The 13,570-nt window shown below is 52.5% G+C and carries 15 protein-coding genes and 1 tRNA gene; 13 read left to right on the top strand and 3 right to left on the bottom strand.

Annotated elements, in window-relative coordinates; all coding sequences use genetic code 11:
• The first annotated feature begins 2 nt into the window (after nucleotides 1-2).
• From OU421_RS03825 to OU421_RS03810, 4 genes are all read left to right on the top strand, one after another.
• The gene (locus tag OU421_RS03825) at nucleotides 3-623 is read left to right on the top strand and encodes an METTL5 family protein (protein WP_268187287.1); all 621 of its coding nucleotides are present in this window, start codon (nucleotides 3-5) and stop codon (nucleotides 621-623) included.
• Nucleotides 620-1,813, top strand: a complete 1,194-nt coding sequence (locus OU421_RS03820) for an MFS transporter (RefSeq protein WP_268187286.1) — start codon at nucleotides 620-622, stop codon at nucleotides 1,811-1,813. The genes OU421_RS03825 and OU421_RS03820 overlap by 4 nt, the downstream gene beginning before the upstream one ends.
• 28 nt (nucleotides 1,814-1,841) lie before the next feature.
• The gene (locus tag OU421_RS03815; RefSeq protein ID WP_268187285.1) at nucleotides 1,842-3,485 is read left to right on the top strand and encodes an ABC1 kinase family protein; all 1,644 of its coding nucleotides are present in this window, start codon (nucleotides 1,842-1,844) and stop codon (nucleotides 3,483-3,485) included.
• 87 nt (nucleotides 3,486-3,572) lie between these two features.
• Complete coding sequence (locus OU421_RS03810) at nucleotides 3,573-4,613, top strand: PAS domain-containing protein (RefSeq protein ID WP_268187284.1); 1,041 nt, start codon at nucleotides 3,573-3,575, stop codon at nucleotides 4,611-4,613.
• Nucleotides 4,614-4,788: 175 nt separating this feature from the next.
• Here the strand turns inward: OU421_RS03810 and OU421_RS03805 are convergent, their stop codons facing one another.
• From OU421_RS03805 to OU421_RS03795, 3 genes are read right to left on the bottom strand one after another with little or no spacing between them, the layout of a single operon-like run.
• A complete protein-coding gene (locus OU421_RS03805; RefSeq protein ID WP_268187283.1) occupies nucleotides 4,789-5,904 on the bottom strand; it encodes a 3-isopropylmalate dehydrogenase in 1,116 nt (371 codons plus the stop codon).
• Entirely contained in the window at nucleotides 5,892-6,380 is a 489-nt protein-coding gene (locus OU421_RS03800; RefSeq protein WP_268187282.1) for a LeuD/DmdB family oxidoreductase small subunit, read from the bottom strand. Before OU421_RS03800 ends, OU421_RS03805 begins: the two co-directional genes overlap by 13 nt.
• A 1-nt stretch (nucleotide 6,381) precedes the next feature.
• The gene (locus OU421_RS03795) at nucleotides 6,382-7,635 is read right to left on the bottom strand and encodes a 3-isopropylmalate dehydratase large subunit (RefSeq protein WP_268187281.1); all 1,254 of its coding nucleotides are present in this window, start codon (nucleotides 7,633-7,635) and stop codon (nucleotides 6,382-6,384) included.
• Between the two features lie 263 nt (nucleotides 7,636-7,898).
• Between OU421_RS03795 and OU421_RS03790 the strand changes: the two genes are divergently transcribed.
• From OU421_RS03790 to OU421_RS03750, 9 genes are all read left to right on the top strand, one after another.
• Nucleotides 7,899-8,315 (top strand): hypothetical protein, encoded by a 417-nt coding sequence (locus OU421_RS03790; RefSeq protein WP_268187280.1) that lies wholly within the window; start codon nucleotides 7,899-7,901, stop codon nucleotides 8,313-8,315.
• 151 nt (nucleotides 8,316-8,466) lie between these two features.
• Nucleotides 8,467-8,539: transfer RNA gene (locus OU421_RS03785), tRNA-Gln, on the top strand.
• A gap of 203 nt (nucleotides 8,540-8,742) precedes the next feature.
• The gene (locus OU421_RS03780) at nucleotides 8,743-9,570 is read left to right on the top strand and encodes an ion transporter (RefSeq protein ID WP_268187279.1); all 828 of its coding nucleotides are present in this window, start codon (nucleotides 8,743-8,745) and stop codon (nucleotides 9,568-9,570) included.
• 212 nt (nucleotides 9,571-9,782) lie between these two features.
• Complete coding sequence (locus OU421_RS03775) at nucleotides 9,783-9,917, top strand: hypothetical protein (RefSeq protein ID WP_268187278.1); 135 nt, start codon at nucleotides 9,783-9,785, stop codon at nucleotides 9,915-9,917.
• A 137-nt stretch (nucleotides 9,918-10,054) separates the two neighbouring features.
• On the top strand, nucleotides 10,055-10,216 hold the full coding sequence (locus tag OU421_RS03770) for a hypothetical protein (RefSeq protein WP_268187277.1): 162 nt from the start codon (nucleotides 10,055-10,057) through the stop codon (nucleotides 10,214-10,216).
• A 75-nt stretch (nucleotides 10,217-10,291) separates the two neighbouring features.
• Entirely contained in the window at nucleotides 10,292-11,047 is a 756-nt protein-coding gene (locus tag OU421_RS03765) for an ATP-binding protein (RefSeq protein WP_268187276.1), read from the top strand.
• Between the two features lie 51 nt (nucleotides 11,048-11,098).
• Nucleotides 11,099-11,680, top strand: a complete 582-nt coding sequence (locus tag OU421_RS03760) for a flavin reductase family protein (protein ID WP_268187275.1) — start codon at nucleotides 11,099-11,101, stop codon at nucleotides 11,678-11,680.
• Nucleotides 11,681-12,130: 450 nt separating this feature from the next.
• Nucleotides 12,131-12,400: a hypothetical protein gene (locus OU421_RS03755; protein WP_268187274.1), complete on the top strand. Its 270-nt coding sequence runs from the start codon at nucleotides 12,131-12,133 to the stop codon at nucleotides 12,398-12,400.
• Nucleotides 12,401-12,566: 166 nt separating this feature from the next.
• Nucleotides 12,567-13,049, top strand: a complete 483-nt coding sequence (locus tag OU421_RS03750) for a CBS domain-containing protein (RefSeq protein WP_268187273.1) — start codon at nucleotides 12,567-12,569, stop codon at nucleotides 13,047-13,049.
• The last annotated feature ends 521 nt before the right edge of the window (nucleotides 13,050-13,570 follow it).

The following is a 13,570-nucleotide window of genomic DNA, read 5'->3' as shown; positions in this document are numbered from 1 at the left end:
TCATGCGTATTCGGCAACTTGAGATCATGCTGGAGGACTGCGCCGGATTTCCCGACCCGGACGCGAGAAGCGAACAATATGCCACCCCTGCGGTGGTGGCCGCCCGCTTTCTCCATGAGGCAGACCGCCGGGGCGATATCCGGGGTATGCGGGTGGTCGATCTTGGCTGTGGAACCGGAATCCTTGCCTGTGGTGCGGCCCTGCTCGGCGCAGGAGAGGTTATTGGCATTGACCGGGACAAAGACGCCCTTGCGGTGGCCCGGAAGAATGCGGAAAAACTTGGAGCTGAAGTTACCTTTCTTGAAGCAGACATATCCCGCTCTGGTGCGGAGATTCCGCCGGCTGATACCGTCATCATGAACCCGCCTTTTGGTGCCCAGCGGGCCCATGCGGACCGACCGTTCATCGATGCCGGGCTTGCTTCTGCAGAGGTGGTATGGGGCATCTTCAACAGCGGGTCCCATTCGTTTCTGGAGTCCTACGTCCGGCGGCGGGCAACCATTGACACCGTGATCTCCGCCACATTTCCGATCCGCCGGACATTTGCCCATCATACACGGGACGTTATGCCAATTCCGGTTGATTTTATACGATTGGTGCGTACTGAAGAGGGAGAACAATGACGAATCTCCGGCCCATTCTGGGACTTTCAGCGGCACATGTGGTGACAGATATCTATTCTCCCGTACTCTCTGCCATTCTGCCGCTGTTAATCCTTCAATATGGATACTCCTACTTTCTCGCAGGGCTCATCGTCACCGTATGGAATCTTACTTCTTCCTTTACCCAGCCGCTCTTTGGCTGGCTGAGTGATCGGCGGGGCTTTGGGGTGCCGGTGAAGTATACCCTCGTCGTCTGTGCGTTCTTCATCTCCTGTATCGGGCTCATTACGAATTATTGGCTGACGCTTCTTTTTGCCGTCTGTGCGGCACTCGGGCATGCCCTCTTCCATCCAAGTGCCCTGTCCCTTGTGTCACGTCTCGCTTCCGGGCCCAAACGGGGTCGACTGACCTCATTTTTCGTTGTCGGAGGCAACATCGGGTTTGCCATCGGCCCCCTGATTGCGGGTGTCCTTGTTACCCTGTGGGGACTGCCCGGCCTTGTCGCAATGATCATCCCTGGTGTCTGCATGGCATTAATCCTGCATGTGATCATCCCGCGGGATAGTTACAAAACAGAAGCGGTCCCTGCCCCTGCCTCTTCTCCTTCCTCCGGCGCACCGGTGCGGAGCGGATTTCGGCAATACCGTGGGATCACTCTTCTAATCACCGGCTCCGCCTTCCGTGCATGGGGAATATTCGGGTCGGTTGCTTTCCTGCCCGCATATCTCAGCATGGTGCGGGGTTTTGATCTGGCGCTGGCAAACATCATCGTATCGGGTGTGCTCATGGCAGGTGTGATCGGACAGGTAGTCATCGGCACCCTCTCCGATACCCACGGGAGAAAAGAGCTGGTTTTGCTCTTCACCCTGCTTGCGATACCGTTTTTCATCGCAGCGCTCATGTTATCCGGTACGCTCTCTCTTGTCTGCCTGATTCTCTTTGGATTCTGCCTCTGGTCCACCTTCTCCACCACGGTTGCCATGTCGCATGAAATGATGCCGGGCAGTCCCGGTTTTATCTCCGGGCTGATGCTGGGTCTGGCAGTGGGAGCGGGCGGTTTGGGTGTGGCCGTGAGCGGATACATTGCCGATATGGCGGGTCTTCCCCTCGCAATGCTCCTGATCTCAGTCCCTGTCGCAGTATCACTTGTCTTTTTCGCACTTGTGCCCTACCCATGGAAGAATGCACGGCGAAACGGGCAAATTGTTTAATGGTATATAACCACTAAACCTCCGTTAGATGGTCACCAGGTTGCGACGGTACAGCCAGATCGCTGACGTACTCATCAAATACGGTTTTGGCATTGCTCTTGAGCAGCTGCATCCGGGAACTACTTCCCGTCGGTTGTTCCGAAGGAAGGCCCCGGTAAGCGACCTTTCAGATTACGAGCGTATCCGTCTTGCACTTGAAGAGCTTGGACCGACCTTTATAAAATTTGGCCAGATTGTCAGTACCCGTCGCGAAATGCTTCCGCCGGAACTGATTGCAGAGCTCCAGAAACTGACTGATAAGGTTCCTTCTCTGTCTTTTGGAGAGGTGCAACCCACTATTGAAAAGTACTGTGGCCCTATCAACGAGGTGTTTGAGTATCTGGAAGAAACACCCATTGCGGCAGCCTCACTCTCACAGGTACACCGCGGTATGCTCAGGGATGGCACCCTTGTGGCGGTCAAGGTCCAGCGTCCGGGTATTGAAGGACTAATTGAAGTGGACCTGGCCATCCTGCAGTCGTTTGCAGAACGTATTGAATCCCGGTATCCGGAGATGAAGATTTATAATCCCACCGGCATGGTGCGGGAGTTTGCCATACAGATCCGCCGTGAACTTGATTTTGCCAATGATGGCAGGAATGCGGATCGCCTCCGGCCCATTGTCTCAGAGGTGCCTCATGTGCGTGTCCCGGACATACACTGGCACTATTCCGGAAAACGGGTGCTTGTGATGGAGTACATCACCGGTGTGCGGGTTGATGATGTTGCATCCATTCGTCTCATCGGTGCCAATCCTCATGATGTAGCAAACAGGGGCACGAAGTGCTACATCAAACAGATCCTCAAGTACGGCTTTTTCCACGCCGATCCGCATGGGGGGAACCTGCTCGTTGATATGTCCGGTGACCTGGTGTTTCTTGATTTTGGATCGATTGCAATAATCCGGTCGGAGCGAAAAGACGCCATCATCACCCTTCTTCTTGGCATCATTGAGGATGATGTCGATGAGATTGTGGACTCGTTTGTTGATCTGGGAGTAAACATCGAAGATAAATTCATGGAATCTTTTAAGGATGATCTCTACACCATCCTTTCTGAATACTCCGGACAGAGCATTGAAGAATTTGATCTCTCAGGTCTGATGAATCAGATTCCCGGGCTCCTGAACCGCTACCACCTGCAGGTGCCGATGAACCTGATGCAGGTGATCAAAGTGATCGCGATGGTGCTGGATACGGGTAAACATCTGGACCCGAATTTTCATTTCTCAACGGAAGTGGGCCCGTATATCAAAGAAATGGAGATTGAACGCATACTCTCCCGTGATACTATCCGGTATATGGCAAAGGAGACGATGAACATCGTGGATGATGTGCTGTCGGTACCGAAATCACTCAACCGGGCACTTACCAAGGCGACAGATGGCAGTATCAATATTGATGTCGCGGCGACAGACATCCTGCATCTCTCCCGCTCCATTGACCGCGCCTCCAACAAGATGCTGGTGGGATTTGTTGTCGGGGCAATTGTCATCGGGTCATCAATGATGCTCTTTCTTTCTCCGGAAGAGACATCAGTGCCATATAATCTCGCTCTCTTCGGATATCTCTCCGCATTTGTCATTGGAGTGTATTCAGTCTACCGTGTCTGGAAGATTCCTGGGTATGAGTGAATCTTAAGATATATCAGGTCAAATGGGGAGTCATTGGCATTTCCTAATTATAGGGGTGGGGAATGCAGGTGAATCCCGGGGGGGATAATGTTGATTCATAAATTAAAGATGCAGGGGGAGCCTGATATACTGGCTGGCTGGATTCCGACGGATAAGATCGGAAAAAATCTGTGGACAGACAAACTGGATGTGATCGAAGAACCTGCCGTGTTTTTCCAGTCGGATGGCACCGTATTTCATACAAATCCGGCAGCTCTATCTTTTTATGGTGTTGAAGAGGCTGATCTGCTGGGAATGCATTGTTACGAGATGGTCCGCAGGTTTGGGCTTCGGTTTTCAGAATGTCCGTACGAGAAGATGCTCAATGGTGGAGAGCCGGAATCAGGGATGGTTGAGTATGACGGTGTGTGGTACGCCCACCGGGCAGAGCCGGTACTGGGGGATAATGGTGAGATTCATGGTATGATTTCCACAATTCAGGACGGTGATGAACGTTTTCGCCTCCATGCCGTGTCAGAACAACTGAATTGTCTGTTGGCTGCAACGGATAATTCTGTTCTGATAGTGGGTGTGGACCAGAGAATTGTCCGATGGAATCACGCCGTTGGACGTATCTTTGGACATGATGTGAATTATTTGAAAGGAAGGTTGATTTATGATCTTGTTCCCATCGCATTTCGAAAGACCTTCGCGGCGTTTGCGGATCGTGTGATGAAGGGCGAGACCATATCGGAGTTCTCCATACCTGCCATTGCAAAGAGCGGGGATGTGATTGACGTGTCTGTCTCAATGGCGCCCCTGCATGACCCTGCCGGCACTGTATCCGGAATGATACTCCTCTCCCGTGATGTCAGTGGTGAGCGTGCTGTCGATATGCGGCTGGTTCAACACCTGTCAGACACGTCTGTGAGGATAAACGGCCCGCTTTCTCATATGCGCACAAATTTGGAAGAGACAGTGGCTGCCCTGCAGGACGGTCTTCTTACAACAGAGGAACTGGTGATATTTTTGACACTTCTGATGAAGTCGGTCGGGCATATTGAGGAGGGTCTCAGAGAGATGAACAATGTTGCAATTGATGGTATTGAGTCAATACCCGAAGAGTTTCGGAAATATCTTGCCCGGTAACAAGACGTTGTTTGCCGACGACCTGAACAGTATGTTTTCGGTTCGTCATCCGACTGGGTCTGGTTGGTATGATAACGCGGTATGACAGCGGGAATCGGGAACATACCTGATGCCGGAAAAAAGTGGGTGAGATCGTTTTGAGGGGGTATGTCTGTTCATCCCCTGTGTTTTTTGTTTATTTATTCCGGATGGCGTCTGCAATCCAGGCGCCAGCTTCGCGGGTACCGAGTGTGCCGCCGAGGTCTACAGTGGTCTGTTTTGCAGCAATACTCTGAACAATTGCGTCAACGACAGCTGCGGCCGCCTCCGGTTCGCCGAGATTTTCAAGGAGGAGCGACCCTGCCCAGATAGTCGCAATGGGGTTTGCCCGGTTCATGCCTTTGTATTTGGGTGCCGAGCCGTGGATCGGTTCAAAGAGCGAGGTGCCCTGTGGGTTGATGTTTCCGCCCGGTGCAAGACCAAGGCCTCCCTGTATCATCGCGCCAAGGTCGGTGATAATGTCGCCGAACATGTTGGGGGCAACGACCACATCAAACCACTCCGGGTTTTTCACAAACCACATGGTGACGGCGTCAACAAAGTTGAACTCAGTAGTAACATCCGGATAGCGGGCGGCAGTCTCGGTGAAGACATCCCGCCAGAGGCCGTATACATCTGAAAGCACATTCGCCTTGTCAACACTTGTGACTTTTTTCTCCCGCTTCATCGCCGCGTCAAAGGCGTACTCCATAACCCGTGACGATCCTTCACGGGAGATGATACCAATCTGGTAGGCAATCTCCTCGCTGTCCGACTCTACATCCAACCCGAATTTTATGGAATAGATGTCACGAACGACCTCAAGGTCCCGGTGTTCTTTTCCGGAGAACCGTGATCCGATACCGACGTAGAAGTCTTCAGTATTCTCACGGACGACGAGGAAGTCGATGTCCTCGGGGCCTTTCCCGGCAAGGGGTGTTTGTGTCCCTGCGAGCATTCGCACCGGCCTGAGGTTGATGTACTGGTCGAAATGGAACCTGAGGCCGAGGAGAATCCCTTTTTCCAGGATGCCGGGTTTAACGCGGTCATCGCCGATAGACCCGAAGTAGATGGATTTGAATGCGCTGAGTTCTTTGAGGTCGTCTTCTGTCAGAAGTTCGCCTGTCGCAAGATACCGGTCTGCTCCGATGTCAAAGTCCGTCCAGTCAATGTCAAATCCATAGCGTTCTCCTGCAGCATCGAGGACTACACGTCCGGCGTCCACGATCTCAGGACCGATTCCATCTCCGCCGATGGCGGCTACTTTGTACATAATTCTATCTCCGTAATATTTTTTGCATATTCAACAAGCCCGCCTGCATCGATTATTTTTCGCATAAACGCAGGCACGGGTTCAACTGTGAGGATTCTCTCCCCTGCAGTCAGGTATCCCTCATCAAAGTGAAGCGCGATTGGTTCGTCTTCTGTGATAGTGTCCGCCTCAGGACAGATCACCGGCAAGACACCGGTCGCAATGCAGTTGCGGTAGAAGATACGTGCGAAGGAGACGGCGATAACCGTCTGTACGCCTGCACCCCGGATAGCGATAGGGGCGTGTTCACGCGATGACCCGCACCCGAAGTTTCTGCCTGCAACAATGATGTCTCCCTCTGCCGCTTCCTGTGAAAATTCGTCCCGCGTGCCCTCGAAGGCATGGGCCGCGAGTTCGTTCGGGTCATAAAGGGTAAGATACCGGCCCGGTATGATAGCGTCGGTGTCGATGTCGTCACCGAATTTCCAGGTACGCATATCAGGCCACCTCCCGTGGGTCGGTTATCTCACCAGTGACCGCACTTGCAGCGGCGGTAGCTGGTGAGCAGAGGTAGACTTCTGCCTCGGTACTTCCCTGTCTGCCGCGGAAGTTGCGGTTGGAGGTAGAGAGTGAAACCTCTCCGGGTGCGAGCAGGCCGAATGCCCCGCCCATGCACGGACCGCAGCAGGGCGCCTCGACGATACCCCCTGCCTCAACAAAAGTCTCGATGAGACCTGCCCGGAGTGCCTTGAGATACTCTGTTCTGGAGGCGGGAACGATAATGACCCGGATGTCGGGAGCGAATTTCCGGCCGTTCAGTACCTCTGCTGCCTCTTTAAGGTCTTCATATCGGCCGTTGGTGCAGGAGCCAATGAAAACCTGGTTGACGGGTGTGCCCTCAAACTGTGTCACATCTCCGACATTATCCACATTGTGGGGGGCTGCGATCTGGGGGACGAGGTCTGCTGCATCATACTCGCGTTCGAGCACATATGTGGCATCTTCATCGGGGGCAAGGTCGAGCCAGCCATCGTCCATGCGGCCGTCGCAGTAAGTGCGGGTTATCTCGTCTGGTGCGACGATGCCCGCTTTGCCACCCATCTCGATGGCCATATTGCAACAGGTCATTCGGGCGGGGATGGACATTTCACTGATGGTGTCACCGGTGAATTCCACAGCCCGGTAGGTGGCGCCGTCCACGGAGAGGTCGCCGATCATCCGGAGGATAAGGTCTTTTGCTCCAACGCGGTTCTGGAAGGTACCGGTTGTGGTGAGTTTCAGGCTTTCGGGAACCCGGAAATGGAGGGCGCCATACTTCAGTGCAAAGCCCATGTCGGTCGATCCGATACCGGTTGCAAATGCTCCGATTGCCCCGTAGGTGCAGGTGTGGGAGTCGCAGCCGACAACGATGTCGCCCGGCCTGACCCGCCCTTTCTCAACTGCCACCTGGTGGCAGACGCCCTCGTGGATGTCGTAGTTAAGAATACCCTGCTCGGCAGCAAAATCCCGCATGAACTTTTGGTTTTCTGCTGCAGGAATAGAGTCGGCCGGGACCTGGTGGTCAAAAAGCATAATTATCTTTGCCGGGTCGAAGACCGCTGTTCCGTTCATCTCACGGAACTTGTTGATTGCAAGCGGGCCCGTGATGTCATGGATCATTGCCGCATCTATAGGGGCCATCATGACGTCACCTGCTGAGATCTCTTTCGCGCATCTGCGGGAGAAGATCTTCTCTGTGATTGTTGCTGCCATTGGCTATTCATTACAGTATATGGTATTTATAGTAATCAACCATCTGTGCCGGATCAGGTCAATTTAAATATTTGGTGCATGGTGGGGGGTTGGTTTGGTGCCGTGATCCCCATCCTGACGCAGTATCCGGAGATAATCGTATGTTTGATGTAAAGCTAATTCAAATACCTGCATGTAACCAGATGATGCATAGCTATGCTGATATGGTACAGCAGTGCTGGTGACAGATACAACAGAACTGTTCATGACCGGGGGTCCTGAATATGAAAGACAGGGAAACGCATCCGAAGGCGGCGGGGGGAAATGCCGCCTTTATAGGTATACTGGTATGTGTGGTGATCTGTGGTGTAATGGCTGCGGGTTGTTCCTCATTTTCCACCAAAGGAAACATATCATCGTTGGAAGAGGGTATTGTGATCACGACCGGTGACGGAAACATCGGGCCAAATTTTGCGTCCTATCCGGTAACAATAAAAAACACCGCGATTTTTTCCGTGAAGGATGTCCGCCTGCAGGCAGATCTCCTGGATATAACCGGCGGCGGCGAGACGGTTCTTTCCTCACAGGAGATTGATGCTGGTTCGTTTGCTCCGGGGGAGTCGCGGACGGTGGATGTGGAGTTCCGACTCATCAGGCTTATTGGGAAGGATGTAGAGCTCAGGGTGACGCGGGTGGGGTGACCGGCAACGGAAAAGACAGTCCCGTGTGGCTTCTCTGCCTGTGGGACTCCTCCTCGATCCCGTCCATTTTCGGGAAACACTAAAATTGTTGCAGAAGAAATAGATTCAGGCACAGAAAGCGTGGCAGAAAGGCACGCTGTAGTGCCAACATACCCCCGTGGTGTAGTGGTCAATCATACCAGCCTTTGGAGCTGGTTACGGCGGTTCGAATCCGCCCGGGGGTATTCATCATTATGTCTGTTTTATCACTCGTCCGGGAATATTCAGGATACTGCAACAATTCTCTGCCGTATATGATTCGTTCTTTTGGTCATTGAGATATGCATATGGGCGCTTCTTTCAGTAGGCACCCGTTCGGGGGAGAGATTCCTTCATTAAAATAAGAGCCTTAATATGCAATGAGCCGGTTTTTTTGTTGTGAGTGTTGATGATACATATTAAGCGCAGAGAGCAACTGGACCTGGGATATGAAATATTCATCGCCGCCGTTTCGATACTTTCCGTTTTCAATATGGTTCTCTCCAATATTCCGGGAGTCGACCAGGATGCAGTCAACGTGGTCTTCATTATCAACGCTGTTCTTACCCTGCTTTTTATCTCTGACTTCGGCATCAGATTAGGTACAGCTCCGTCCCGCTCCTATTACTTTTTGCGTGATTATGGCTGGGCTGACCTACTGGCCGTCATACCGATGTTCCGAATCTTCCGGCTGTTCCGGATATACAAGGCATACCGGATTGTGCACAAGTACGGGTCCGGGTATATCAGAATGTACCTTTCCCGGAACCGGGCCGAATCAGCAGTATACATCGTGGTATTAATGGTTCTCCTGATCATCGAATCCGGAGCGTTTTTGGTCCTGCAGGCAGAACAAGGGTCACCATCTGCAAATATCATCACCGCCAGCGATGCGATATGGTGGGCGTATGTCTCTATTACCACGGTAGGTTACGGGGATCGGTATCCGGTGACGCCCGTCGGCCGGTTGGTGGGAATTCTGGTGCTGACAACAGGGGTAGCCGTCTTTGCGACGTTTGCCGGTCTGATATCAAGCAAACTGCTAACCCCCCCGGAGATCGAGGAGAGTTCTCCGGAACAGCCGTTGGGGGGAGACGATCAGGTTGCCCGGAATATTGCGGAACTAAGGCAGCTGATACGGGATCGGGAGAAGATAGAAACAGAGATTATGAGCCGCATCGAAGAGCTGGAACAGCTCCTGGAAAAGGATAATTGTCCGGCGGATGAAAAGAAATAACCAGCCTTTAGAAATCAAACAGTGTTTTTCCTGAAAAACAGGTTACACTCGATAAACAGATAATGTACTTCAAATGGGATTATTGATTGCCGAAAATCTCTCCCACCATTTACGGTCGCTTTTCAATCAATATACCGTTTGGTCAATGATGCAACCCTTTTCAAAATCAATTAGTCTCCCCACCCACACTGGCCTCACCATTTCTGCCTAATATGCAACGTAATCATCCACGTCATCTCCCGGTCATGGAGAATGTTGACATCAACCGTTCGTGTCTCATCGGACTTCTTCAAGCTGTTGTAGAAGGAGAGCAGCCGTTCCTGTACGAGCCCTTAACGGCAGCCTGAGCACCGGACATGGGTCCCCGGTAGCGTCATGCTCCATCCAGGTGTTCTGCCAGAGCAGCCGTAGCTCCTTCTTTTTGAGGGTGCGTAAGGTTTGTCCAGGTGGGCGTACTGGGCCACAGGGTAGGAGCCCTGATGTCATGTCGCTCGATGTCCGGCCGCGCGTTGCACTTTGTGTCCATTCCCGCCCGCTTGAGGAAATCGATGTTCAACAACAGATCACCACTCTCCATGTCCGGTCGATGACGAGCAAAAACATCTCCCCGGTGAGCAGTGTAAATATTCATACCAAGTGTTACTAATTAATGTATTATCACTACTAAGTTGACGATGTTACGCAGGTACACCGAAACTAACGAACGAAGGAAGAAAAAAAGATGAAGATTGCTATTTGTGGAAAAGGAGGCAGTGGAAAGAGCACGCTCGTTGCCCTGCTCGCGCGCGAGTATGCACGGAGAAACCGCTCTGTGCTGGTCTTCGACACCGACGAATCAAACCTCGGGCTGAACCGCCTGCTCGGTACAGATGCACCGGCCGACCTGATTGACTACTTCGGGGGAAAGAAAACCGTGGGGGCGAAGATAATGGCAGCGATGCCCGATATTGCTTCCGTTAATCTAATAGAGGATTCATGGAAAGTCGACAGCCTTCCGAAGGACTACGTTGCCGAAGATCATGGCATTCGGCTCGTCGCCATCGGCAAGATCCACGATGCGGGAGAGGGGTGTGCATGCCCGATGGGGATACTCGCAAGGCAGATTATTCAAAGAGTTCGCCTCGATGACAACGATATTGCTATCGTAGACACTGAAGCGGGAATCGAGCATTTCGGACGTGGCATCGATCAGGAGGCCGATGTGATCCTCATGGTTCTTGACCCATCGTTTGAATCGCTGCGACTCGCGGAGAAGATTCGAGAGATCGCAGGGGGTATCGGCATCCCGCTCTATTATGTGCTGAACAAGGTAGATCCGGGCATGGCGGCCCGGATGCGCGAAGAAGTTACGGATTCTTCTCGGATCATCTGTGAAATCCAACAAGAACCCGGCATCCTGGAAGCAGGCCTCAGCGGAGAGGCTTTGACAAACGGACACCCGGTAATCGACCAACTGGTCACGGTGCTGGAAGGGTGATGATGACTATGCAGAATTTAGCCGACATTTACATTCAACGGATGTGAGAACATGCAACTAACGCCGTATAAAAGAGAAAACGTCCTGCCCCTCCCGGTGGTGCTCATCTCCACTCTCTCGACGACCGGGATCCGCAACGCCGCACCGTGGGGTAATATCACCCCAATCCTCCGGCCTCTCGACCAGATCATTCTTGCCTCCTGGATCCGTCGTGATACGCTCGACAACATCAGGGAAACCGGCGAATTCGTCGTCAACGTTCCGCCGGTGGGGATGCTGGAGGAGGTGATGATCTGTTCCCGAAACTACCCGCCTGAGGTCGACGAGTTCGAGGAGGCAGGTCTTGTGCCCCGCCCGTCATCTGTTATCACTCCGCCGGGCATTGAAGGATCAATAGCGTGGATGGAATGCAGGCTTGTTGAAGAGATCCTCAGGGAAAAATATGCGCTGGTAATCGGCAAAGTCGAGCGCCTCGAGGTGAACGATCAGTATGCTTCCAGCGATGGCGACATTGACATCGAATCTGCCCGCCCCCTCTCCATGGTCTGCGGCAATGACGGGATTCGGTACACCTATCCCGTCGATGCAGGGCGGTTCGCACCCTACTCCGAGATGTTCATCAAACAATCCTGACCGCATCCGCGGCCGGTTCAAATATTTGAGAAAACCAGGTTCACCTTAAAGGAAAGACAGGTATGGAAGTATATACGACTGGCTGGGGCGAGGGATGGAATGAACCGCGGATATAGCACCACAAGACGAACCGAAATTCCACGGATGCGAGTTTCTGGGACGAAATGGGCGCTGCACGCAGGTTTTACAGAATGGTACAGGAGAACAACGGAGAGCGAAAAGAAATGACCATCCGTGGGCTTCCCCTGACACCCAAATCACGTGTGCTCGATGGAGGGGCGGGGGGCCGGCCATCCTCCCTACATCTTCCCTATTCCCTTTGCACGACAGGTCCGCAAAGTTACGGCCGTGGAGCCATCGACAGTAATCTGGTCGGTACTCAATGAGAATCTCTAAGAAGAAGGCATCGGCAACATCGATCTTGTATGGAAACGGTGGGAGGACGTCATCATGGATGAGGATCTCAGTCCGCCATATGACATCGTCTTTGCATCGTACTCTCTTAACGTCCACGAAATCAGGGATGCCATCAGGAAACTCGAGGAGGCATCCTCCTGTTACATGTATCTCTACTGGTTTGCAGGAGAGCCATCCTGGGATGCGATGTCACGAGAATTCTGCCATCTCCTCGTAGTACTGGATTGCGCCCCCCATTCTCTACCCACGAAGGGTCATCCGTGCAGACGGTGCGGGCAGGCATACGACGGCGGTCGTTGGTAATTTCCTAATATGGGAATGAAAGAGGTGAAGATCAATCGCTGAGCACCCGATACTGGTGATTACCGGGTTGGAATTCTGATATGACTTGCCACATAGTTTTGCAGAGGATCCGTCCCGCCAGTACCGCTACCTATATCTTCTGCCATGCCGATCCCCCTTTATCCACATGACAGATGATGGCACACGAGCACCGGCGGGAAAATCAAACCCCGAGACTACGCCGATCACCGCAATTATGCAGACGGACTTTGCCCGGGTGCACCCGGAGACTCCGGTGGCGGATATCTATCGTTCTTTTACGGGGAGAGGGTGTGTTGACATCATCGTCTGTGATGACGACTGGCGGTTCCTTGGAATCATCACGAGGATGGACCTGCTTGCTGCCATCACGCCGGGGATGGGTATTCGCAGCCGGCGGAAACTCGGGTGCCTTGAGTGTCTTCACAAGAGTGCAGCCCTCCATGCAGGAGATCTGATGACCCGCAGCCATGTAACGGTGCCCAGATCCGCCACCGTTGCAGAGACGCTGCTGGCGATGGAGAAGAACCGGCACCCGGATGTTATTGTGGTGGATGACGATGGCATTTCCATCGGTCTGGTGGAGATGTGTGATATCATTGCGTTTCTTGTCAGAGAAGGGGAGATCTGATCGGGACGTTTGAATGGTGTAATCTCCCCAATACGCCCGGAATGTTGGGTAAAATCGTGCATGACTACCAATCTGTCTGGTTAGAAAAACGGGAAACAAGAGCAGTTTTTCTGACCTCCACCTTCCCGAATGTCCCCCTATCTTTTCTCTCTCTTTCCCGCCCTCTGTGCCTTCCTGAATTGGATGATCAGAGGCTAAACCTGACGTATTTCTCTCTGTGTATTTTCCCGTTGAATAAACACCTATAATGACTGGTATTCGCCAAAATACGGAAGATTTGAGAGAAATATGGGGCCGTTATTCTCTAAAATATGTGAGAGGATGGATAGTATCTCTCCGGGTGATTATACCTCTCTCTGCCCCTCTGTATGGATGTATTTCGCAGGATGTCAGCGGGTCTAATTGCGTTTTTGGAGATTATTTGTGGCTTTATTCACGTTTTGTCGCGGTATGTGGCATTCCTGAGATCAATTCGGCATTAGAACGAACTGAATATGGTTCTCATTAGGCTTCCTTCAGGA

Origin of the sequence: Methanogenium organophilum (genome assembly GCF_026684035.1) — an archaeon.
GTDB classification, from domain to species: Archaea; Halobacteriota; Methanomicrobia; order Methanomicrobiales; family Methanomicrobiaceae; genus Methanogenium; species Methanogenium organophilum.
Note: the sequence above shows the minus strand (reverse complement) of the source record. Positions and strands in the feature narration are given on the sequence as shown.

Excerpts from the sequence above, each read along its gene's own strand:
- OU421_RS03775 (WP_268187278.1), top strand. The coding sequence starts at position 9,783 with ATGCAACGTAATCATCCACGTCATCTCCCGGTCATGGAGAATGTTGAC.
- OU421_RS03760 (WP_268187275.1), top strand. The coding sequence starts at position 11,099 with ATGCAACTAACGCCGTATAAAAGAGAAAACGTCCTGCCCCTCCCGGTG.
- OU421_RS03765 (WP_268187276.1), top strand. The coding sequence starts at position 10,292 with ATGAAGATTGCTATTTGTGGAAAAGGAGGCAGTGGAAAGAGCACGCTC.
- OU421_RS03795 (WP_268187281.1), bottom strand. The coding sequence starts at position 7,635 with ATGGCAGCAACAATCACAGAGAAGATCTTCTCCCGCAGATGCGCGAAA.
- OU421_RS03750 (WP_268187273.1), top strand. The coding sequence starts at position 12,567 with ATGACAGATGATGGCACACGAGCACCGGCGGGAAAATCAAACCCCGAG.
- OU421_RS03825 (WP_268187287.1), top strand. The coding sequence starts at position 3 with ATGCGTATTCGGCAACTTGAGATCATGCTGGAGGACTGCGCCGGATTT.
- OU421_RS03800 (WP_268187282.1), bottom strand. The coding sequence starts at position 6,380 with ATGCGTACCTGGAAATTCGGTGACGACATCGACACCGACGCTATCATA.
- OU421_RS03790 (WP_268187280.1), top strand. The coding sequence starts at position 7,899 with ATGAAAGACAGGGAAACGCATCCGAAGGCGGCGGGGGGAAATGCCGCC.
- OU421_RS03820 (WP_268187286.1), top strand. The coding sequence starts at position 620 with ATGACGAATCTCCGGCCCATTCTGGGACTTTCAGCGGCACATGTGGTG.
- OU421_RS03780 (WP_268187279.1), top strand. The coding sequence starts at position 8,743 with ATGATACATATTAAGCGCAGAGAGCAACTGGACCTGGGATATGAAATA.
- OU421_RS03770 (WP_268187277.1), top strand. The coding sequence starts at position 10,055 with ATGTCGCTCGATGTCCGGCCGCGCGTTGCACTTTGTGTCCATTCCCGC.
- OU421_RS03815 (WP_268187285.1), top strand. The coding sequence starts at position 1,842 with ATGGTCACCAGGTTGCGACGGTACAGCCAGATCGCTGACGTACTCATC.
- OU421_RS03810 (WP_268187284.1), top strand. The coding sequence starts at position 3,573 with ATGTTGATTCATAAATTAAAGATGCAGGGGGAGCCTGATATACTGGCT.
- OU421_RS03805 (WP_268187283.1), bottom strand. The coding sequence starts at position 5,904 with ATGTACAAAGTAGCCGCCATCGGCGGAGATGGAATCGGTCCTGAGATC.
- OU421_RS03755 (WP_268187274.1), top strand. The coding sequence starts at position 12,131 with ATGGATGAGGATCTCAGTCCGCCATATGACATCGTCTTTGCATCGTAC.